The sequence below is a fragment of the Massilia hydrophila genome (assembly GCF_020208145.1).
GTDB lineage: Bacteria > Pseudomonadota > Gammaproteobacteria > Burkholderiales > Burkholderiaceae_D > Telluria > Telluria hydrophila.
This window is the reverse complement of the sequence record NZ_JAHYBX010000004.1, coordinates 213943-233616: the sequence shown is the minus strand read 5'-3', so window position 1 is coordinate 233616 and position 19674 is coordinate 213943. Positions and strand designations below refer to the sequence as shown.

The 19674-nt window shown below is 66.2% G+C and carries 19 protein-coding genes; 5 read left to right on the top strand and 14 right to left on the bottom strand.

The window, feature by feature from the left end; genetic code table 11:
* Positions 1 to 55: 55 nt before the first annotated feature.
* From LE190_RS12975 to LE190_RS12930, 10 genes are all read right to left on the bottom strand, one after another.
* Positions 56 to 1423 (bottom strand): SGNH/GDSL hydrolase family protein, encoded by a 1368-nt coding sequence (locus LE190_RS12975; RefSeq protein WP_225239093.1) that lies wholly within the window; start codon positions 1421 to 1423, stop codon positions 56 to 58.
* Between the two features lie 246 nt (positions 1424 to 1669).
* Positions 1670 to 2710, bottom strand: a complete 1041-nt coding sequence (locus LE190_RS12970; protein ID WP_225239092.1) for an L-threonylcarbamoyladenylate synthase — start codon at positions 2708 to 2710, stop codon at positions 1670 to 1672.
* A 2-nt stretch (positions 2711 to 2712) separates the two neighbouring features.
* Positions 2713 to 3897 (bottom strand): 5-(carboxyamino)imidazole ribonucleotide synthase, encoded by a 1185-nt coding sequence (locus tag LE190_RS12965; protein WP_225239091.1) that lies wholly within the window; start codon positions 3895 to 3897, stop codon positions 2713 to 2715.
* Positions 3898 to 3900: 3 nt separating this feature from the next.
* Complete coding sequence (gene purE / locus LE190_RS12960) at positions 3901 to 4398, bottom strand: 5-(carboxyamino)imidazole ribonucleotide mutase (RefSeq protein ID WP_225239090.1); 498 nt, start codon at positions 4396 to 4398, stop codon at positions 3901 to 3903.
* Positions 4399 to 4400: 2 nt separating this feature from the next.
* On the bottom strand, positions 4401 to 5297 hold the full coding sequence (locus LE190_RS12955; protein ID WP_225239089.1) for a phosphoribosylaminoimidazolesuccinocarboxamide synthase: 897 nt from the start codon (positions 5295 to 5297) through the stop codon (positions 4401 to 4403).
* A 144-nt stretch (positions 5298 to 5441) separates the two neighbouring features.
* Positions 5442 to 6506: a class II fructose-bisphosphate aldolase gene (gene fba / locus LE190_RS12950; protein WP_225239088.1), complete on the bottom strand. Its 1065-nt coding sequence runs from the start codon at positions 6504 to 6506 to the stop codon at positions 5442 to 5444.
* A 19-nt stretch (positions 6507 to 6525) separates the two neighbouring features.
* On the bottom strand, positions 6526 to 7986 hold the full coding sequence (gene pyk / locus LE190_RS12945) for a pyruvate kinase (protein WP_225239158.1): 1461 nt from the start codon (positions 7984 to 7986) through the stop codon (positions 6526 to 6528).
* 81 nt (positions 7987 to 8067) lie between these two features.
* Entirely contained in the window at positions 8068 to 9273 is a 1206-nt protein-coding gene (locus LE190_RS12940; protein WP_225239087.1) for a phosphoglycerate kinase, read from the bottom strand.
* A gap of 140 nt (positions 9274 to 9413) precedes the next feature.
* On the bottom strand, positions 9414 to 9758 hold the full coding sequence (locus LE190_RS12935) for an AzlD domain-containing protein (protein ID WP_225239086.1): 345 nt from the start codon (positions 9756 to 9758) through the stop codon (positions 9414 to 9416).
* A complete protein-coding gene (locus LE190_RS12930; protein WP_225239085.1) occupies positions 9751 to 10512 on the bottom strand; it encodes an AzlC family ABC transporter permease in 762 nt (253 codons plus the stop codon). Before LE190_RS12930 ends, LE190_RS12935 begins: the two co-directional genes overlap by 8 nt.
* A 237-nt stretch (positions 10513 to 10749) precedes the next feature.
* Here LE190_RS12930 and LE190_RS12925 point away from each other — a divergent pair, with 237 nt between their 5' ends.
* From LE190_RS12925 to LE190_RS12915, 3 genes are read left to right on the top strand one after another with little or no spacing between them, the layout of a single operon-like run.
* Positions 10750 to 10944, top strand: a complete 195-nt coding sequence (locus tag LE190_RS12925) for a zinc-finger domain-containing protein (RefSeq protein WP_159700734.1) — start codon at positions 10750 to 10752, stop codon at positions 10942 to 10944.
* Between the two features lie 45 nt (positions 10945 to 10989).
* Complete coding sequence (locus LE190_RS12920; RefSeq protein ID WP_225239084.1) at positions 10990 to 11970, top strand: YheT family hydrolase; 981 nt, start codon at positions 10990 to 10992, stop codon at positions 11968 to 11970.
* A 4-nt stretch (positions 11971 to 11974) separates the two neighbouring features.
* Positions 11975 to 12556 carry a DUF2946 family protein gene (locus LE190_RS12915; protein ID WP_225239083.1) on the top strand — a complete coding sequence of 194 codons (582 nt, stop codon included), beginning with the start codon at positions 11975 to 11977 and terminating at the stop codon, positions 12554 to 12556.
* A gap of 171 nt (positions 12557 to 12727) precedes the next feature.
* Here LE190_RS12915 and LE190_RS12910 read toward each other — a convergent pair whose 3' ends face one another.
* Positions 12728 to 14269, bottom strand: a complete 1542-nt coding sequence (locus tag LE190_RS12910) for a M48 family metalloprotease (RefSeq protein WP_225239082.1) — start codon at positions 14267 to 14269, stop codon at positions 12728 to 12730.
* A gap of 124 nt (positions 14270 to 14393) precedes the next feature.
* Between LE190_RS12910 and moaC the strand changes: the two genes are divergently transcribed.
* Positions 14394 to 14894: a cyclic pyranopterin monophosphate synthase MoaC gene (gene moaC / locus LE190_RS12905; protein WP_225239081.1), complete on the top strand. Its 501-nt coding sequence runs from the start codon at positions 14394 to 14396 to the stop codon at positions 14892 to 14894.
* Here moaC and LE190_RS12900 read toward each other — a convergent pair.
* Positions 14891 to 15634, bottom strand: coding sequence for a DUF4386 domain-containing protein (locus LE190_RS12900; protein WP_225239080.1), 744 nt, complete (start codon positions 15632 to 15634; stop codon positions 14891 to 14893). The genes moaC and LE190_RS12900 overlap by 4 nt on opposite strands.
* A 239-nt stretch (positions 15635 to 15873) precedes the next feature.
* Here LE190_RS12900 and LE190_RS12895 point away from each other — a divergent pair, with 239 nt between their 5' ends.
* Positions 15874 to 17925 carry a S9 family peptidase gene (locus LE190_RS12895; protein ID WP_439847491.1) on the top strand — a complete coding sequence of 684 codons (2052 nt, stop codon included), beginning with the start codon at positions 15874 to 15876 and terminating at the stop codon, positions 17923 to 17925.
* Between the two features lie 73 nt (positions 17926 to 17998).
* Here LE190_RS12895 and LE190_RS12890 read toward each other — a convergent pair whose 3' ends face one another.
* Positions 17999 to 18448 carry a pilin gene (locus LE190_RS12890; RefSeq protein ID WP_307727728.1) on the bottom strand — a complete coding sequence of 150 codons (450 nt, stop codon included), beginning with the start codon at positions 18446 to 18448 and terminating at the stop codon, positions 17999 to 18001.
* Positions 18449 to 18782: 334 nt separating this feature from the next.
* Complete coding sequence (sucD, locus tag LE190_RS12885; RefSeq protein WP_027865436.1) at positions 18783 to 19664, bottom strand: succinate--CoA ligase subunit alpha; 882 nt, start codon at positions 19662 to 19664, stop codon at positions 18783 to 18785.
* Positions 19665 to 19674: the final 10 nt, after the last annotated feature.

Sequence of the window (19674 nt, the reverse complement as noted above, 5' to 3'; positions counted from 1 at the left end):
TTTTCTCCTGATGTTTTTGTAGAGGCCTGCCCTCGCGGCAGGCCTCGCTGCTCTGTTACAGCCAGCCCTTGACCGCCATTTCCTTGAGGACGAGGCGTGCGATCAGGTTGTTCTCGAACGGCGTCGGATGGATGTCGTCGGCGAACATGTAGTGGCTGACGTCACCGGCCACCGTGTTGGCGTTGGTGCAGATCAGGGACGTGGTACCCAGTGCGTTCGGGCCGCAGGCCGGGCTGGTGGTGTTGGTCAGGCCGTAAGGCGCCGGATTCTTCACCTGGTCGTTGCTGATGGTGTACAGGTCGACGTACAGGATGCGCTCGTCGGTGCCCAGGCCGCCCTTCAACTGCGTGTTGAAGGCGTTCACCATGGCAGTGATCAGCTGCTGGATGTCGGCGCTGCGCGACTTGCCGGCCGGGGTGCTGGCAACGTCGGGCAGGTTGGCCACGATGACGTACTTGGCGCCCTTGCCCAGGATCTCGTTTTTCACCAGCGCGGCCATTTGCGCGCCGGCCGTGCCCAGGTCCTGGACCAGCTTCGGACCGTTGGCTGCCGCATAGTCGGCACCGGCCTTGGCGCCGGCGGCAGTAGCGTCGGCCTGGGCCTTGGCGACCATCGGGCCGTACACCGCAGGCTGCGCCACGGCGGCGTTGCCCGGCTGGCGCGCGGCGGTGCCGACTGCGGCGGCGACGATGGTTTCCGAGGTATTGCCCGGACGTGCGCTCTCGGCCATGATGGCCGCGCCGATTGCCTGCGCGGCGGTCTGCGGATTGGTGGCGCCGGCGGCCAGCTGGGCTGTGAGCGAAGTCGCGAAGGTTTGCGCGCCGGCGGCATTGCCGGCGGCCGTGGCCTGGGTCGACAGGGTGCTCAGCGCCATCAGCACGTCGTTGCCGCCCGACAGGATGGTGACCAGCTCGGTGCCGCTGAACTTGTTGCCGGTACGGGACAGGTGGTTGGCGACCTGGGTCACCAGCGGCACCGTCATTTCGCCGATCGGCGAGCCGGTGGCCTTGTTGCCCGGGCCGATCGGGTTGGTAACGCGCGAGCCGCCCTGGGCATAGTTGAAGCAGTTCAGGTTGTTCGTGACGGGCACCGAGAAGCCGCGCGCAGGGTCGCCCTCGAGGCCGGTCTGGGCCGCGCAGGGCGCCGGCAGTTTCAGCTCGGCGGCCAGGAATTCGACCCAGATCTTGCCGTTCAGTTCAGGGCTCTTGGCGGTGCCATCGCCGTTGATGGTGAACTTGCCGCCGCCGGCCTGCTTGACCGCGCCCACCGCATAGGTACCGACGTCCGACAGACTGTCGCCAAACGAGACCTGCTGGGTGAAGCTGAGTTTTTGCGTTTGGTCGCCGCCACCTGGGCTGGTGCCACCGCATGCCGCCAGCACTGCCGCCGTCAACAGGGCGAGCGCGAGTTTGGTTTGACGCATTGTGTCTCCTAAGTTTTTTGGTTTACCACGAAACGAACGAGCGTGCTATTCGTACCGATAATAATATGCCAGTGTTCAACATGCTTGTATAGCGAAATGCTTGCCGATACGTCGGTTTTTCGTGACAGGCAGCAAACAGAACGGGAGGCGATTATAGCCCTGCTGCCGAGGCAGCACGAAACGGTTTGTGAACGGTGTGGTATCGAAGAACCCCTGTGAATACAGGGGTTCCAGCCGATCGGCGGTTCAGGCAGGCGTGCCTGGCGCGCTGCTGTTGAGCAGGCCGTGGACAATGCCGGTCGAGCCGTGGGCGGCGCGGCGCAGGCGGTCGTTGACCCCCAGCCAGGCACCTTCCTGCGGCGGCGCTTCGACCAGGATCAGGTCGGCGCCCTGGCCATCCATCGCGCGCAGCGCGGCGTACAGGGCATGCGCGAAGCCGTCCGGGGTGGCCGGCAGGCGCAGGGCCGCATGTGCGGGCGGCATCGCCGAATAATGGATCAGCGCGACCTTGCGGCCGGCCGCCGCCAGCCCGGCCAGCGTCAGGCGCAGCTGGGCACTGTCCTGCATCGCCACCGGCGTATGCGGCGCGTAGTGCGATTCGAGCGTGCCGGAAGCGCGTGGCGCGGCAGCATCGGGCGCACTCGGCAGCTGGTCGATCACCGCGGCGATCGCCTCGGCGCTGACGTGGCCGGGGCGCAGCAGCACCGGGCCATGGGTGGCCAGGCGCGACAGGTCGACGATGGTCGATTCGATGCCGACCTGCGAAGCGCCGCCATCGAGCACCATGGCCACCGTGCCGTCCGGCCCGAACTCGTCGCGCACGTGCTGGGCCAGGGTCGGGCTGACCGCGCCGAACTTGTTGGCGGAAGGAGCGGCCACGCCGCCGCGGCCGCCCTTGAAGGCGCGCAGCAGCGCCAGCGCCACCGGGTGTGCGGGACAGCGCAGGCCGACCGTGTCCTGGCCCCCGCTGACGGCGTCCGGGATGTTGGCGGCGCGCTTCAGGATCAGGGTCAGCGGCCCGGGCCAGAAGGCGTCGGCCAGCGCACGGGCTTGCTGCGGAATGTCGGCCGCCCAGTAGTCGAGCGGCGCTTCCGGCGCCAGGTGCACGATCACCGGATGGTCCTGCGGACGGCCCTTGGCGGCGTAGATGGCGGCCACCGCGGCCGGGTTCTCGGCGTCGGCGCCGAGGCCGTACACGGTCTCGGTCGGGAAGGCGACCAGCGCGCCGGCTTCCAGCGCACGCGCCGCAGCCGCGATGGCGGCCTGGTCGAGGTCCTGGTGGTCCATCGTCACTCCGGGATGCCCAGGATCGCGCAGGCCGCGCGCAGGCTGGCGCTGGCCTGGTCCAGGGTCGGCGCGACGAAGGTCACGTGGCCCATCTTGCGCCCGCGGCGTGGATCGTCCTTGCCGTACAGGTGCAGGTTCGCGCCCGGCAGGGCCAGGATGCGGTCCCAGGCCGGCTCGCGCAGGGTATCGCCATCGCCTTCGAACCAGGCATCGCCCAGGATGTTGAGCATCACGGCGGGCGAATGCTGGCGCACCTCGCCCAGCGGCAGGCGCGCCATCGCCCGTACCTGCTGCGCGAACTGGCTGGTGACGCAGGCGTCGATGGTGTAGTGGCCGCTGTTGTGCGGACGCGGCGCCATCTCGTTGACGACCAGCGTGCCATCTTCCAGCACGAAGAACTCGATGCACAGCACGCCCACGTAGCCCAGCTGGGCGACGATGGCGGTGGCCGCGTCCTGGGCCTGTTTCGCGCAGGCGGCCGACACGTTCGGTCCCGGCACGGTGGTGGTGAACAGGATGCCGTCGCGGTGCACGTTCTCGGCGATCGGATAGACCACCGACTGGCCATCGGCGCCGCGCGCGGTCAGCACCGAGACCTCGTAGGCCAGCGGCAGCATCTTCTCCAGCAGGCAGGCCACGCCGCCCATGCTGTCGAATGCCGCGCGCACGTCCTCGCGCGTACGCACCCGCACCTGGCCCTTGCCGTCATACCCCATGCGCACGGTTTTCAGGATACCCGGCAGCAGCGCGTCATCGATGGCGTCGATGTCGGCGTACGAGGCGATGGTCTTGTGCGGCGCCGGCATGACGGAGGAAGCTGGCGCGCAGTCGACGAAGAAGCGCTTTTCCGCGATGCGGTCCTGGGCGATCGACACGCAGGACGCGCTCGGCGCGACGAAACTGCGCTCGCCGAGCCAGGCCATGCTGTCGGCCGGGACGTTCTCGAATTCGGTGGTGATGGCCACGCACTGGCGCGCCAGTTCGGCCAGGCCATCGGGATCGGTGTAGGGTGTGGCGATCAGGTGTTCAGCCACCTGCCCTGCCGGGCTGACCCGGCTGGGTTCGAGCACGGCCACCTGGTAGCCCATGGCCTGGGCCGCATGCGCGAACATGCGGCCGAGCTGGCCGCCGCCCATCACGCCGAGGACGGCAGCAGGCGTGGCGGTCGGGAGAAATGCCTCAGTCATGCGTCACACCGGAAGGGTCATGGCCTGGGCGGCCGCGGTCTGTTCGAGGCGGAAGGCCTCCAGCTTCGCGGCCAGCGCGTCATCAAGGGCAGCCAGGATCGCCACCGCGGTCAGGGCCGCGTTGGCGGCGCCCGCTTCGCCGATGGCGAAGGTCGATACCGGCACGCCCTTCGGCATTTGCACGATCGACAGCAGCGAATCCTCGCCGCGCAGGTATTTCGAGGGCACCGGCACGCCCAGCACCGGCACGATGGTCTTGGCGGCCACCATGCCCGGCAGGTGGGCGGCGCCCCCGGCCCCGGCGATGATGGCGCGCAGGCCGCGCGCGCGCGCGCTTTCCGCGTAGCTGAACATCTCGTCCGGCATACGGTGCGCCGAAATCACCTGCGCCTCGAAGGGCACGCCGAACTGCTTCAGTACGTCCACGGCGTTCTTCATCACGTCCCAGTCGGACGAGGAACCCATGATCACGCCGACAACCGGTTTTGCTTGATCCGTCATCGTCACGCCTTCAGCTTTTCGCCGGTGAGGCGCTCGATGGCTTCGAAATACTTGGCCTGGGTTTTCTCGATGACGTCCTGCGGCAGCGTCGGGGCCGGGGCGGTCTTGCCCCAGTCGGTCAGGGTTTCGAGGTAGTCGCGCACGAACTGCTTGTCGAACGACGGCGGCGACATGCCCGGCGCGTACGAGTCGGCCGGCCAGAAGCGCGAGGAATCGGCGGTCAGCACTTCGTCCATCAGGTGCAGCACGCCATGGTCGTCCAGGCCGAACTCGAACTTGGTGTCGGCGATGATGATGCCCTTCGTCGCCGCGTATTCGGCGGCGGTGGTGTAGAGCTGGATGCTGATGTCGCGCATCTTGGCGGCCAGTTCCTTGCCGATGCGGTTTTCCATCTCTTCGAAGGAGATGTTCTCGTCGTGTTCACCGAGGTCGGCCTTGGCGGCCGGGGTGAACAGCGGTTGCGGCAGCTTGTCGGCCTGGCGCAGGCCGGCGGGCAGCTTGATGCCGCAGATGGCGCCGGTTTCCTGGTAATCCTTCCAGCCCGAACCAGAGATGTACCCGCGCACCACGGCTTCGACCAGGATCGGCTTGAGGCGCTTGGCCACGACGGCGCGGCCGCGCACCTGTTCCACTTCGCTTGGCGCCACCACGCTTTCCGGCGCCACGCCGGTGAGGTGGTTCGGCACGATGTGGCCGAGCTTCTCGAACCAGAAGTCGCTCATCTGGTTCAGCACCATGCCCTTGCCGGGAATCGGCTCGTTCATGACCACGTCGAAGGCAGACAGGCGGTCGGTGGTGACGATCAGGATCTTGTCGTCGCCGACGGCATAGTTGTCGCGCACCTTGCCGTGGCCGAGCAATGGCAGGGACTGGATGGTGGATTTGTAGAGGCTGTTCATAGAAGGGATATCAGGAAACAGAGCCGGAGAAGGCCTCCGGTGAAGGCGCCCAGGCCGGGGATGGCCTGGGCCGAATGCGACATTTTACGTCAATTCGCTTGGCGCCACCGCGGCCGGGGCGGCGGCGCCATGCGGATGCGAGGCTTACTGCACGATCTGGGCCAGCTCGCCGGCCTTGTAGCGCTCGGCCATCTTTTCCAGCGGCACCGGCTTGATCTTCGCTGCCATGCCTTCGCAGCCGAAGGACAGGTAGCGCGCCTTGCACACTTCCATCGCGGCTTCGCGCGCCGGCTTGAGGTAGTCGCGCGGGTCGAACTTCGACGGGTTCTGGAACATGTACTTGCGGATCGCAGCGGTCATGGCCAGGCGGATGTCGGTGTCGATGTTGATCTTGCGGACACCGTGCTTGATGCCTTCCTGGATCTCTTCGACCGGCACGCCGTAGGTCTCTTTCATGTCGCCGCCGAATTCGCGGATGATGGCCAGCAGTTCCTGCGGCACCGACGAGGAACCGTGCATCACCAGGTGGGTGTTCGGGATGCGCGCATGGATTTCCTTGATGCGGTCGATCGCCAGGATGTCGCCGGTCGGCTTGCGGGTGAACTTGTAGGCGCCGTGCGAGGTGCCGATCGCGATCGCCAGCGCGTCGCATTGCGTCTTGGCGACGAAGTCGGCGGCCTGGTCGACGTCGGTCAGCAGCTGCTCGCGGGTCATGGTGCCGTCGGCGCCGTGGCCGTCTTCCTTGTCGCCCTTCATGGTTTCCAGCGAACCGAGCACGCCCAGTTCCGCTTCCACCGTCACGCCGATCGAGTGCGCGAACTTCACGACTTCCTTCGACACTTCGACGTTGTATTCATAGGAAGCGACCGACTTGCCGTCGGCTTCCAGCGAACCGTCCATCATCACCGACGAGAAGCCCGAACGGATCGCGGCCATGCAGACCGCCGGCGACTGGCCGTGGTCCTGGTGCATGACGACCGGGATGTGCGGATAGGCTTCGACGGCGGCGTCGATCAGGTGGCGCAGGAAGGCTTCGCCTGCATATTTGCGGGCGCCGGCCGAGGCCTGCATGATCACCGGCGCGCCCACCGCGTCGGCGGCGGCCATGATGGCCTGCACCTGTTCCAGGTTGTTGACGTTGAATGCCGGCAGGCCGTAGCCGTGTTCAGCGGCATGGTCCAGCAGTTGGCGCAGCGATACGAGTGCCATGGTGGTTTACTCCAAACAATTAAGAAACTATTTCGTCCAGCTCGCCCACGCGCACGATCTTGAGCGCATTGGTTCCGCCGGCCTGCCCCATCGGCGAGCCCCAGGTCACGACGATCAGGTCGCCCTTGCGCACCATGTCTTCGTTGATCAGGACCTCTTCGGCCTTGCGCAGCACGGCATGGCTGCCGCCTTCCTGCAGCAGGTGGAATGCCCGCACGTTGCGGTACAGCGAAGCCTTGCGCTGCGTCGTCTGCAGCGGGGTCAGGGCGAAGATCGGGGTGTCGATCGAATGCCGGCTCATCCACAGCGCGGTCGAGCCCGATTCGGTCAGGGCCACGATCGCCTTCACCTTCAGGTGGTGGGCCGTGAACAGGGTGGCGTTCGCGATCGACTGGTCGATGCGGGTGAACTGGACGTTCAGGAAATCGGCGTCCTGCTTGTTGTATTCGGATTGTTCCGCTTCGAGGCAGATGGCGGCCATCATCTCGACCGTCTCCACCGGGTACTTGCCCGATGCGGTCTCGGCCGAGGTCATCACGGCGTCGGTGCCGTCCAGCACGGCGTTCGCCACGTCCGAGACTTCGGCGCGGGTCGGCACGGCGTTGACGATCATCGACTCCATCATCTGGGTCGCGGTGATGGCCAGCTTGTTCGAGGCGCGCGCCATCCTGATCATGCGCTTTTGCAGCGCCGGCACGGCGGCATTGCCCACCTCGACGGCCAGGTCGCCGCGCGCGACCATGATGCCGTCGGATGCGTCCAGGATTTCCTGCAGCACGGGAATCGCTTCGGCGCGCTCGATCTTGGCGATCATCATCGGCTTGTGGCCGTAGGGTTCGCCGGCGATGTTGGCCAGCTGGCGCGCCATTTCCATGTCGGTGGCGTTCTTCGGGAAGGAGATGGCGAGATAGTCGGCCTGGAAGCTCATCGCGGTCTTGATGTCTTCCATGTCCTTCGAGGTCAGGGCCGGCGCGGTCAGGCCGCCGCCCTGGCGGTTGATGCCCTTGTTGTTGGACAGCTCCCCGCCTACCTTGACGGTGGTGAAGATCTCGTGGCCCACGACCTTGTCGACGACCAGCACGATCAGGCCGTCGTTCAGCAGCAGCTTGTCGCCCGGCTTGACGTCGCGCGGCAGGGCCTTGTAGTCGAGGCCGACGCGTTCCTGGTTGCCCAGTTCGCCATTCTCGCCCCACTTGGCGTCCAGAATGAACTTGTCGCCATTGTTCAGGAAGATCTTGCCTGCTTCAAACTTACCGACGCGGATCTTCGGCCCCTGCATGTCGGCCATGATCGCCACTTCGACGCCGCATTCGGCGGCCGCGCGGCGCACCAGGGCGGCGCGGTCGATGTGGTCCTGCGCCTTGCCGTGCGAGAAGTTCAGGCGCACGACGTCGACGCCGGCACGGATCATCTTCACGAGGATGTCGAAATCGGTCGATGCCGGGCCGATCGTGGCGACGATCTTGGTGGCGTTGTACATGGGGCGCACAGCTTGCATGTGTGAATCCTTGGTTCTGAAAGAGAAGCGCAGCCTTCGAGGCTGCGCTGGTACCGTTGCTACTTAGTGTGCGTTACGCTGGAGCAGGATCTCGACTGCCGGCAGGGTCTTGCCTTCGAGGAACTCGAGGAAAGCGCCGCCGCCGGTCGAGATATAGCCGATCCGGTCGCCGATGTCGTACTTGGCGATGGCGGCCAGGGTATCGCCGCCGCCGGCGACCGAGAAGCCGTTCGAGCCGGCGATCGCCAGCGCCAGGGTCTTGGTACCCTCGGCAAACTGGTCGAACTCGAACACGCCCACCGGGCCGTTCCAGACAATGGTGCCGGCCTTGGCCACCTGCTCGGCCAGCATGGCGGCAGTCTTCGGGCCGATGTCGAGGATCATGTCGTCATCGAGCACGTCGGCCACGTCCTTCACCGTGGCGGCAGCGGTCGGGCTGAATTCCTTGGCGCAGACCACGTCGACCGGAATCGGCACCTGGGCGCCGCGCGCAGCCATCATGTCGATGATCTGTTTTGCTTCGCCAACCAGGTCGTTCTCGACCAGCGACTTGCCGATATTCAGGCCGACGGCCTTCATGAAGGTGTTGGCGATGCCGCCGCCGACGATCAAGTTGTCCACCTTCCCCGCCAGGCTCTGCAGGATGGTCAGCTTGCTCGACACCTTCGAGCCGGCCACGATGGCCAGCAGCGGACGGGCCGGCTGTCCCAAGGCCTTGCCCAGCGCATCGAGTTCGGCCCCCAAGAGAGGGCCGGCCACGGCCACCGGTGCGAACTTGGCGATGCCGTGGGTGGTGGCTTCGGCGCGGTGCGCGGTGCCGAAGGCGTCGTTGACGTAGACGTCGCACAGCTTGGCCATCTTTTCGGCCAGCTCGTCGCTGTTCTTCTTTTCACCCTTGTTGACGCGGCAGTTTTCCAGCAGCACCACCTGGCCCGGCGCGACATCCACGCCGTCGACCCAGTTCTGCTTGAGTTCCACCGCTTGGCCGAGCAACTCGGACAGGCGCGCGGCAACCGGCGCCAGGCTGTCCTCCGGCTTGAACTCGCCCTCGGTGGGACGGCCCAGGTGCGAGGTGACCATCACGGCGGCGCCGGCCTTCAGGGCAGCCTGGATCGCCGGCACGGAGGCGCGGATGCGGGTGTCTTCGGTGATATTGCCGGCATCATCCTGCGGCACGTTCAGGTCGGCGCGGATGAAGACGCGCTTGTTTTTCAACGCGTCACGGTCGATCAGGTCTTGCAAACGGGTGAAACGGAGAACGTCGTCCATTGGCTAGAACAGTGGATAGTGAAAAAACGTCATTGTACATGAGGGAACCTCAAAATTCCCTTGTTGGTGGCTGTCGTGGCGCCACGCATGACGCATGGGCGGCGGCGCCATCGGCGCCCGCCAGGACCTTGCCAGCCAGGCTACAAAGCCGGGCCGGCGATGTCCAGCACGCGCAGCAGCGTAAATACCGCCATCCCGAAAATGATCGTCATCAGCATGCTGCGCCGCCATAGATAAAAGACGAGCGCGGCCAGGGCTGCCAGCAGCTTCGGATTAGCCAGGGTGAACTGTGCCTCGCCCTGGGTATCGACCAGCAGGTCGGGGCCGATGATGGCCGCCAGCGCGCAGGCAGGCGCATAGCGCAGCATTTCCTGCACCCGGGGCGGGATGCTCACGCGGTGGCCAATCAGCCAGAAGGAACTGCGGGTGGCCGCGGTGGCGACGCACAGCACGCCGATGGTGGCCCAGATTTCCCAGTCAGACATCGCCGCCCTTTCGCCTGGCGAGGGTCTCCTCGACCGCCATCGCCGTGACCATGCCGACCAGCACCGCCAGCAACAGGCCGAGCTTGTAAGGCAGACCGTAGGCCAGCACCGAGACCGCGCCCGCCACCAGCACCCCGCACAGGGCGGCGTTGTTGATAATCAGGGGCACGGTGATGCACAGGATGGCCAGGGTGCCGGCAAAGCCCAGTCCCCATTCGGCGGGAATCGCGCTGCCCAGGAAGATGCCGACCAGCGAACCGATCTGCCAGGCGAACCAGTTCGGGTACATCAGCCCTTTTAGATAGGACAGCTTGCCGGCGACCCGTTCCGCGCTTGGATAGCGCTGCAGGAACATCGCCACGGTCAGGTCCCCGGAGACATAGCCGAGCAGGAAGCGCTGGCGCCAATGCAGGTGCGCGAAGTGCGGCCCCAGCAGGGCGGAAAAAATCACGAAGCGCAGGTTCACGACCAGCGCGGTGGCGAAAATGACCCAGATCGGCGCCGCGGCAACGATCAGCGGCAGCGACGCGAGCTGGGCGGAACCGGCAAACACCAGCAGGGTCATGCCCACCGCCTGCACCGCGCTCAAGCCACTCTTGACCATGGCGATGCCGACCACCAGCCCCCATGCGCCGATGCCGAACAGGGTCGGCAGGCCGGTCTTGAAGCCCGCGCGCCAGGCTTGCGGGTCGTGGGCCTCCCCGGCTTCCATGAGGGCGGCCGAGGGCTGGCCCGGAGGCAGGGGCTTGTTCATGTGGCTTTCCTGCAACGGCCGAGGCGGGCGGGTGCGGCGACGGAGGTGAAACGGTCGGGCATGAAACGCATGTGGATGTGGCGCCGGGCTGGCACAACATGCGCTCCGGGCTCGTTTATGATCAATTTCTAACTCAGCATGCATTTTACCGATCATTTCGGCATGCAGGGTGAATCCGGTAGAATCCTGTCTTTGCCTGACACTATTTGTCCAACAATTCGCTTGACGGAGAACCAGATGACCCAAAACACGATGCCCGTGGTGGAACTCGAGGCCAAAGACCTGCCGGCCCATTGCCCGAATCCGGCAATGCCGCTGTGGTCCTCGCACCCGCGCGTCTTCCTCGACTTCGACCACCACGGCGATGCCAAATGCCCGTACTGCGGCACCCAGTACCGCCTGGCGCCGGGCGTCGAGCTCAAGCACCACTGACCGGCACGGCCGCGGCCTTCGCGGCCGCGCCGGCATCCCTCCTCCATGCATTACCGCGCTCCTGCCTGGCTGCCTGGCGGCCACCTCCAGACCATCTATCCGGCAACCTGCAGGCCGAAGCCGCCCGTGCGCTACCGGCGCGAGCGCTGGACCTGCGCCGATGGCGACTTCATCGATGTCGACATCGTCGACGGCCAGCCGGGCAAGCCGCTGGTGGTGCTGTTCCACGGTCTGGAAGGCTCCTCAAGCAGCCATTACGCACGCAGCCTGATGGCGGCCCTGCAGGCACGCGGCTGGTCGGGCGCGGTGCCGCATTTCCGCGGCTGCTCGGGCGAAGCCAACCTGCTGCCGCGCTTCTACCACTCCGGCGATGCGCAGGAAATCGACTGGATCGTGCGCCGCCTGCATGCGCGCGCCACCGGACCGCTGTACGCCGCCGGCGTCTCGCTGGGCGGCAATGCGCTGCTGCGCTGGCTGGGCGAATCAGGACAGGGCGCCGGCATCGTGGATGCCGCCTGCGCCATCTCGGCCCCGCTCGACCTGGCGCGCGGCGGCGCGGCGCTATCCTCCGGCTTCAACCTGCTCTACACCCGCATGTTCCTGCAGACCCTGAAGCCGAAATGCCTGGCCAAGCTGGAGCGCTACCCCGGCCTGTTCGACCGCGCCGCCCTGCTCGCGGCGCGCGACCTGTACGCGTTCGACAACGTGGTGACGGCGCCGCTGCACGGCTACCGCGACACCGACGACTACTGGCACCGCGCCAGCGCGCGCCACGTGCTGGACGCGATCCGCGTGCCGACCCTGGTACTGAATGCCCGCAACGATCCCTTCCTGCCGGGGCGCTACCTGCCATCCACGGCGGCGCCGGCGGTGACGCTGGACTATCCCGCGGAAGGCGGCCACGTCGGCTTCACGGTGGGGCCGCTGCCGGGACGGATCGACTGGCTGCCGCAACGCATCCTGCACTTCTTCGACGGCGCGCCGGCCATGCGCGCGCCCGTGTCCCCCGAACCATGCGAAGCTTGAGGCCATGGACGACATCGTAAAACAGGCAATGGCCAAATGGCCGAACGTGCCGCACTGCTTCGGCTGGCTGGCACTGGATGCGCGCGGCAACTGGCGCATGCGCGACGAGGCCGCGCAGCGCGCCGGTGCGCCCGGCGACAAGCTGGCCAACGCGGCCCTGGTCGGCTTCATCAACCGCAACTACGCGCACGACGAGGAAGGCCGCTGGTATTTCCAGAACGGTCCGCAGCGCGTGTACGTGAACCTGGAAGCGACGCCCTTTATCGCGCGCACCGATCCGACCCAGGGTTTCCTGCTGCAGACCGGCGAGGCCCTGCTCCCCCAGGCGGCCTACCTGACCGGGGCCGGCGCGCTGGTCCTGCAGGCCGGCGAGGCGCTCGCCCAGCTCGACGACCGCGACCTCGAACAGGCGCTGGCGCGCATGGAACTCGATGGCCGCCCGGCCTCGCCCGAGGCGCTCATGGCCTGGCTCGAGAACGGCGCCGGCACCCTGGCGCTGCGCGTGGACGAGCGCCGCCTCCCGGTCGAACGCATTGCCGCCGACAGCCTTCCCCGCCGCTTCGGCTACGTGCAGAATCCCGCGTAGGGTGGGCGGCTCCACGCCGGTGCATGCCGTTCGCCGGTCCAGCCGCCGCCCACGCGTTCAGCCAGCCCCCGCACCGCCGATACGCCAGCCCAATGCCATGCAAGCCTGCGCCGACCGCGTGGGCGGCGCCAACGCTGCATCGGCACCACGCCCCGGGCACAGCCGCCCACCCTACCGTTCTTTTTCCTCTTCCTTCTCGGCCTTCTGGCGCGCCTTCAGTTCACGCTCGCGCGCATCGATGACCGCCTGGTCGTAGAAGGACACATCGCCCGCCTTGCGCGCCAGCTCGAGCTGGGCCACGGCCGCCGGCAGCGCGCCGGCCACCACATAGGATTCCGCCAGCGCCATGTGCTGCAGGGCGATCCGGCCCTGTTTCGAATAGGCGCGCGCCAGCATGTCGTGCAGCCTGGCGTCCTCGCGGTAGAGCTGGGCCTGGTCGCGCAGGTAGCGGGTGGCGTCGTCGTACCTGGCCGCAGCGATCAGCGCTTCGCCATACTGGTGCGCGAGGGCGCGCGACAAGGGATAGCGCTGGCGCGCCGCGTCCGCCTCCCTGACCGCCTCGTCGGCTGCGGACGGCGGCTGGCCCGGCGCCAGCTTGATCTCGATCGACAGCCCGGCGAACATCACCGCCCCGTCGCCCGCCTGCGATTCCACCGACAGCACGCCCTCCTTCGGCTTGACGGTGGCGCGCGCCTTGTCGAGCCAGGACTGGGCCTCGGCCAGCTTCCCCTGGCGCAGCGAAAGCACGGCCAGCCCGTACTGGGCGCCGGCCTGCAGGTGACGGTGCTGCTCCTTGATCTGGGCTTCCAGCACGTTCCTGGTGTCGCGCCGGCCGCTGACGCTCTCGTCCTGCAGCACGCGGGCGCGCGCGCGCACCAGCTGGAAGTCGAGGTTGTCCACCCGCGCCTTCTTCGGGATCTCGCGGATGCGCGCCTGCATGTCGACCAGGCGTTCCGCCGTCAGCGGGTGGCTGCTCAGGTGGGCCAGCTGGGCCGGGATGTCGCCATACAGCTTGCTCGCGCTCTGCAGGCGCTTGAAGAAGCCGGCCATGCCGGTGACGTCGTAGCCGCCGGCGGCCATGATCTGGAAGCCCACCCGGTCGGCCTCGCGCTCGGCGTCGCGGCTGAAGTTGAGCTGGCGCTGCACGGCCAGGCCCTGCCCGCCCAGCAGCACGCCCATCGCCGCATCCGGACTGGCCTTGGACGCGAGCGCGGCCAGGATCATCGCGGCCAGCGGCAGCAGCACGTCCTGTTTCTGCTGCCCCAGCGCGCGCGCAATGTGGCGCTGCGACACGTGGCCGATCTCGTGCGCCATCACCCCCGCCAGCTCGGATTCGTTCTGCGCGGCCACGATCAGGCCCGTGTGCGCAGCGATGAAGCCGCCCGGCAGCGCAAACGCGTTCAAGTTCGCATCGCGCATGGCGAAGAAGGAAAAGTCGGCGCCCGTCTCGCCACGCGTACCCGGCACGCTCGCGACCATCGCATTGCCGAGGTTGTTCAGGTATTCGATGATCGGGTCGTCGTCGAGATAGGCCGGGTCGCGCCGCACGTCGCGCATGATCTCCTCGCCCAGCTTGCGTTCGAGGATGGGCGAAAGATCCTGGCGCGCGGTGTCGCCCAGGGTGGGCAGGCGCGACGTGTCCGGTTTCTGCAGGGACTCGGCGGGCGCGGCAATGGCGAAAGCGGCCGCCGTGCACAGGGCAAGGGCGGTCAACGCAGGGCGCCAGCGGCGCGCGGATGCTGGGCTGGGAGCGTATTTCACAATGCTATGATAACCCCATCCGCGGCCACCTTGCTGTATGGCGGCACGCTTTGTTGACTACCTTATTCACATGGCAATGAGCACATCCCACCCCACCTCCGACCACCTCACCCACTTCGACGCCAGCGGCCAGGCCCACATGGTCGATGTCGGCGCCAAGCAGGACACCCACCGCATCGCGGTCGCCGCCGGCACCATCCGCATGCAGCCGGAGACACTGGCGCTGATCCAGTCCGGCAACGCAAAAAAGGGCGACGTGATCGGCATCGCCCGCATTGCGGCCATCATGGCGTCGAAGCGCACGGGCGACCTGGTACCCCTTTGCCACCCGCTGCCGATCACGCGGGTGACGGTGGATTTCGAGATTGACGCGCCCGCTTGCAGCGTGCACTGCCGGGCACAGGTGGAAACCATCGGCAAGACCGGCGTCGAGATGGAGGCGCTGACGGCGGTGCAAGTGGGCCTGCTGACGATTTATGACATGTGCAAGGCGGTCGATCGCGGCATGGTCATGACGAATGTGCGGGTCCTGGAAAAACACGGGGGAAAAAGCGGGGACTGGACGGCGCAGTACTAGGCCGCCTGCAGGGAACGTGCTCCCCGCCATCCCGTCTCGTCCACTCCCTTGAACAGGAGCCACAGGCAGACTGCGCTTTCTCCCAGAAAGGCCGGCAGCAGGATGGCCGGGAACAGCAGGTCCTGCAGGGGCGGATGGATAAACTTGGCGAAGCTGTTGACGAGATAGCAGGCGCCAACGACTTGCATGGCAAGGCCGAGCAGCGCCGGAAGGTAGGTGGACTTCCTGATCAGGTGTCCTACCAGTAGGCACTGCACGCCGAAGAACACCAGCGCCACCCCGAAGGTGTTGGCGTGGGCGATCACGGCCGCGTAGCTCGCTGCCTGGCGCTGTTCGGCACTGGCAACCCTGGCCAGTCCCCCGTTGACGAGCGGATCGAGCGCCGCCTGCAGCTGGAGCACGCACAGGCTTTCGACGGCCAGCGATACCAGGCCGAAGCAGGCCACGGCCACGGCCAGGTTCCGGTGCACCGGCCGCAGCAGCACATACCACAGCGAGGTCAGCGCCACGGCGCACACCAGCAAGACCAGCTGCCCGGCGATCTCGAGCCGCCACAGGAAAGCGCCGTCCAGGATGCGCTGCGCGGTGGCGGCAGGGTTGCCCGGCACGACCAGGCTGGCCCGCACATAGGCTTCGCCGAACAGCCCGAGCACGATGATGAACAGGTACAGCAGTCCGGCGCTGCGCGCGCCCAACTGGATCCGGTCCTGGCCGGATTGAAGCCCATCCTGTTGCGGCATATGTCCTCGCCCATGCTGTGCAATACGGCCGAGCATAGGGAAGAGTGTATGGATGGTCAACGTTTTCGTGCCGCGCCGGCGTCCTGCCGCAAAAACGATGCGTGGCGCATGCGCTCGCCGCAAGCCTTCCCTTCTCCGCGCTGTTTATGTCACATGGTAAATTGCTGACCTGTACGCAAGGCGTCCGCCCTGCGCCGACATGATCACAAGGATGGAGAATGAGATTGCGCTTGTTGAAGATGCTGCCAATGCTGCCGATTGCGGCCGCCACCCTGGCCGCCACCACCGCCATGGCCGCGCCGCGCGGCTTTACCGTGGAAGACCTGGTGAACATGGAGCGGGTCGGCAGCCCGGCCGTGTCGCCTGATGCCAGCCGCGTCGTGTACACCGTGCGCAGCACGGACATGGTCAAGAACCGCGGCCACACCGAACTGTGGATGGTCGACCTGCGCGCCGCCAAGCCAGTGCCGCAGCGCCTGACGCATCACGCCGCGAGCAGCAGCGAGCCAGAATGGTCGGCCGCAGGCGACGCCGTGTATTTCCTGTCGAGCCGCTCCGGTTCCTCCCAGGTCTGGCGCGTGCCGGCCGCGGGTGGCGAGCCGGTGCAGGTCAGCAGCCTGCCGCTCGACGTCGAGAGCTTCCGCGTGTCGCCGAAGGGCGACCGGGTGGCGATGAGCCTGTCTGTCTTCCGCGACTGCGCCGACCTGGCCTGCACCAAGAACAGGCAGGATGCCAAGGCGCAAGACAAGGCCAGCGGCAAGCTGTACGACCGCCTGTTCGTGCGCCACTGGGACACCTGGGGCGACCAGCGCAACAACGTGCTGTTCTCGGCTCCGCTCGACGCCAGCGGCAAGCTGAGCGCCGCTCCAGTCAGCCTGTCCGGCACGCTCGACGGCGACGTGCCCTCGAAACCCTTCGGCGACCGTGAGGAATTCCGTTTCAGCCCGGACGGCAAGACCATCGTGTTCGCCGCCCGCATTGCCGGCAAGACCGAAGCCTGGTCCACCAATTTCGACCTGTACACGGTGCCCGCCGCCGGTGGCGCCGCGCCGCGCAACCTCACCGCCGACAACCCGGCCTGGGATACCAAGGGTGTGTTCTCGCCCGACGGCCGCACCCTGGCCTACCTGGCGATGGCGCGCCCTGGCTTCGAGGCCGACCGCTACCAGGTGATGCTGATGGACGTGGCCACCGGCGCGAAGCGCAAGCTGGCGGCCGACTGGGACCGCTCGGCCGGCAGCCTGCAATGGCGCGCCGACGGCAAGGCGCTGGTCGTCGACGCCGAAGACCTGGGCCAGCACCGCCTGTTCTCGATTGACGTCGCCAGCGGCAAGGTCAGCGCGCTCACCGACAAGGGCGCGGTCGGCGCCTTCGACCTGCGCGGCGACACGCTCGCCTACACCCAGGCCAACCTGGCGTCCGGCGCCCAGCTGTTCGCGATGAAACTGGGCGGCGCGCCGGTCCAGCTGACGGAGCTGAATGCCGAGCGCCTGGCGGATGTGCGCTGGGGCCGCTACGAGCAGTTCAGCTTCAAGGGTGCAAACGGCGATACCGTGTATGGCCACGTGATGCAGCCCTGGAACGCCGAGCCGGGCAAGAAATACCCGGTCGCCTTCCTGGTGCACGGCGGTCCGCAAGGCAGCTTCGGCAATGGCTGGAGCTACCGCTGGAATCCGCAGGTGTATGCCGGCGCGGGCTACGCCACCGTGTTCATCGACTTCCACGGCTCCACCGGCTATGGCCAGAAGTTCACCGATTCGATCAGCGGCGACTGGGGCGGCAAGCCGCTCGAGGATTTGAAAAAGGGCCTGGACGCGGCGGTGAAGAAGTTCCCCTGGCTCGACCGCGGCCGCAGCTGCGCGCTTGGCGCCTCCTATGGCGGCTACATGATGAACTGGATCGCGGGGAACTGGAACGACGGCTTCCGCTGCCTGGTGAACCACGACGGCGTGTTCGATTCGCGCGGCATGGCTTACTCGACCGAGGAACAGTGGTTCACCGACTGGGAAAACGGCGGCCCGTATTTCTCGGTGCCGGACAAGCATGAGAAGTTCAACCCGGTCCACCACGTGAACAAGTGGAAGACGCCGATGCTGGTGATCCAGGGCGACCTGGACTTCCGCATTCCGACCGCGCAGGCGCTGGGCACGTTTACCGCCCTGCAGCGCAAGGGCATCGACAGCCAGCTGCTGGTGTTCCCGGACGAGAACCACTGGGTGCTGAAACCGGCGAACTCGGTGCAGTGGCACCATACGGTGGTCAACTGGCTGGACCGCTACCTGAAGCAGTAAGGTAGAAAACAAAAAACCCGGGAGATCCCGGGTTTTTTGTTGGGTAGCCGTTGCCGGCTACGTCATGTCGGTATTAGCCTTCTGCTTTGCAGGTGCCTTCCGAGCCGATCACATCGCTCTGGTCTGCAGCAAGCACGTCGGTGGTGCAAGCCCAGGCGCCGTTGTCGTCACGGGTCAGGGTGATGACCTTGCCCTTGACCTTGGCCGGGCCGTCCATCACTTCGCAGGTCAGCGTGGTGCTGCTGGCGCCGAAGGTGCAGTTGGCGGTCGGCTTGTCAGCAGCGGCCAGGCCGGCGTCTTCCGGTGCGTCGATTTCTTCGCCCTGGTTCAGCTTCACGTCGAAGCCGGTCTTGCCTGCCGAGACTTCACCCAGCGCAGCAGCGAATTTCGACTTGGCGACGTAGTTCTGGTAAGCCGGGATCGCCACGGCAGCCAGGATACCGATGATCGCGACGACGATCATCAGTTCGATCAGGGTGAAACCGCCTTCAGCTTTTTTGGTTTGCATTTGCTTGATGTTCATTTTTCTCTCCAGGGTGGTGTTTCAGGTAATTGGGTTACTGCTTGTTGCCACGCATTACTATATGCAATCGGTGTGCCAGCCCTAAATACCCCGATTTTATTAGCGACGAGCTAACGAAACGGCCTGTTTAGCCAGGTTTTGGCTTGAGCTGTGACAAAATTTGTCATAGATGCCGGACAAATTTTGTTATCGAACACTTTCTGTGCCGCAATTTGTCATGCCTGGGGCATGGCTGGCATGCCAGCCCGGTTGACCTGCGTGGGAGCAGCGCGTGATGCCGGAGACGAAAAAAAGGGGAGCTCGCGCTCCCCTTTGTTTTACCAACTGGTCAGGATTACAGCATGGCCTTCAGCAGGCGAGCCATTTCCGACGGGTTCTTGGTAACGGTGATGCCGCAGGCTTCCATGATTTCCAGCTTGGCTTGCGCGGTATCGGCGCCGCCCGAGATCAGCGCGCCGGCGTGGCCCATGCGCTTGCCCGGAGGCGCGGTGACGCCAGCGATGAAGCCGACGACCGGCTTCTTCATGTTGTCCTTGATCCACTGAGCAGCGTTCGCCTCGTCCGGGCCGCCGATCTCGCCGATCATGATGACGGCGTCGGTGTCCGGATCGTCGTTGAACATGCGCATCACGTCGATGTGCTTCAGGCCGTTGATCGGGTCGCCGCCGATGCCGACTGCCGACGACTGGCCCAGGCCCAGCGCGGTCAGCTGGCCGACTGCTTCATAGGTCAGGGTGCCCGAGCGCGACACGACACCGATGCGGCCCTTCTTGTGGATGTGACCCGGCATGATGCCGATCTTGATCTCGTCCGGGGTAATCAGGCCTGGGCAGTTCGGGCCCAGCAGCAGGGTCTTCGAACCGGCCTTGGCCATACGGTCCTTGACTTCCATCATGTCACGGACAGGGATGCCTTCAGTGATGCAGATTGCCAGGTCGAGTTCAGCTTCGACGGCTTCCCAGATCGCGGCGGCTGCGCCTGCCGGCGGAACGTAGATGACCGACACGGTGGCGCCGGTTTCCGACTTGGCTTCCTTGACCGATGCGTAGATCGGGATGCCTTCGAAATCTTCGCCGGCTTTCTTCGGGTTCACGCCTGCCACGAAGGCTTCACGGCCGTTCGCGTAGTCGCGGCACATGCGGGTGTGGAACTGGCCGGTCTTGCCGGTGATACCTTGGGTGATGACTTTGGTGTCTTTGTTAATCAGAATCGACATTTTTATTTCC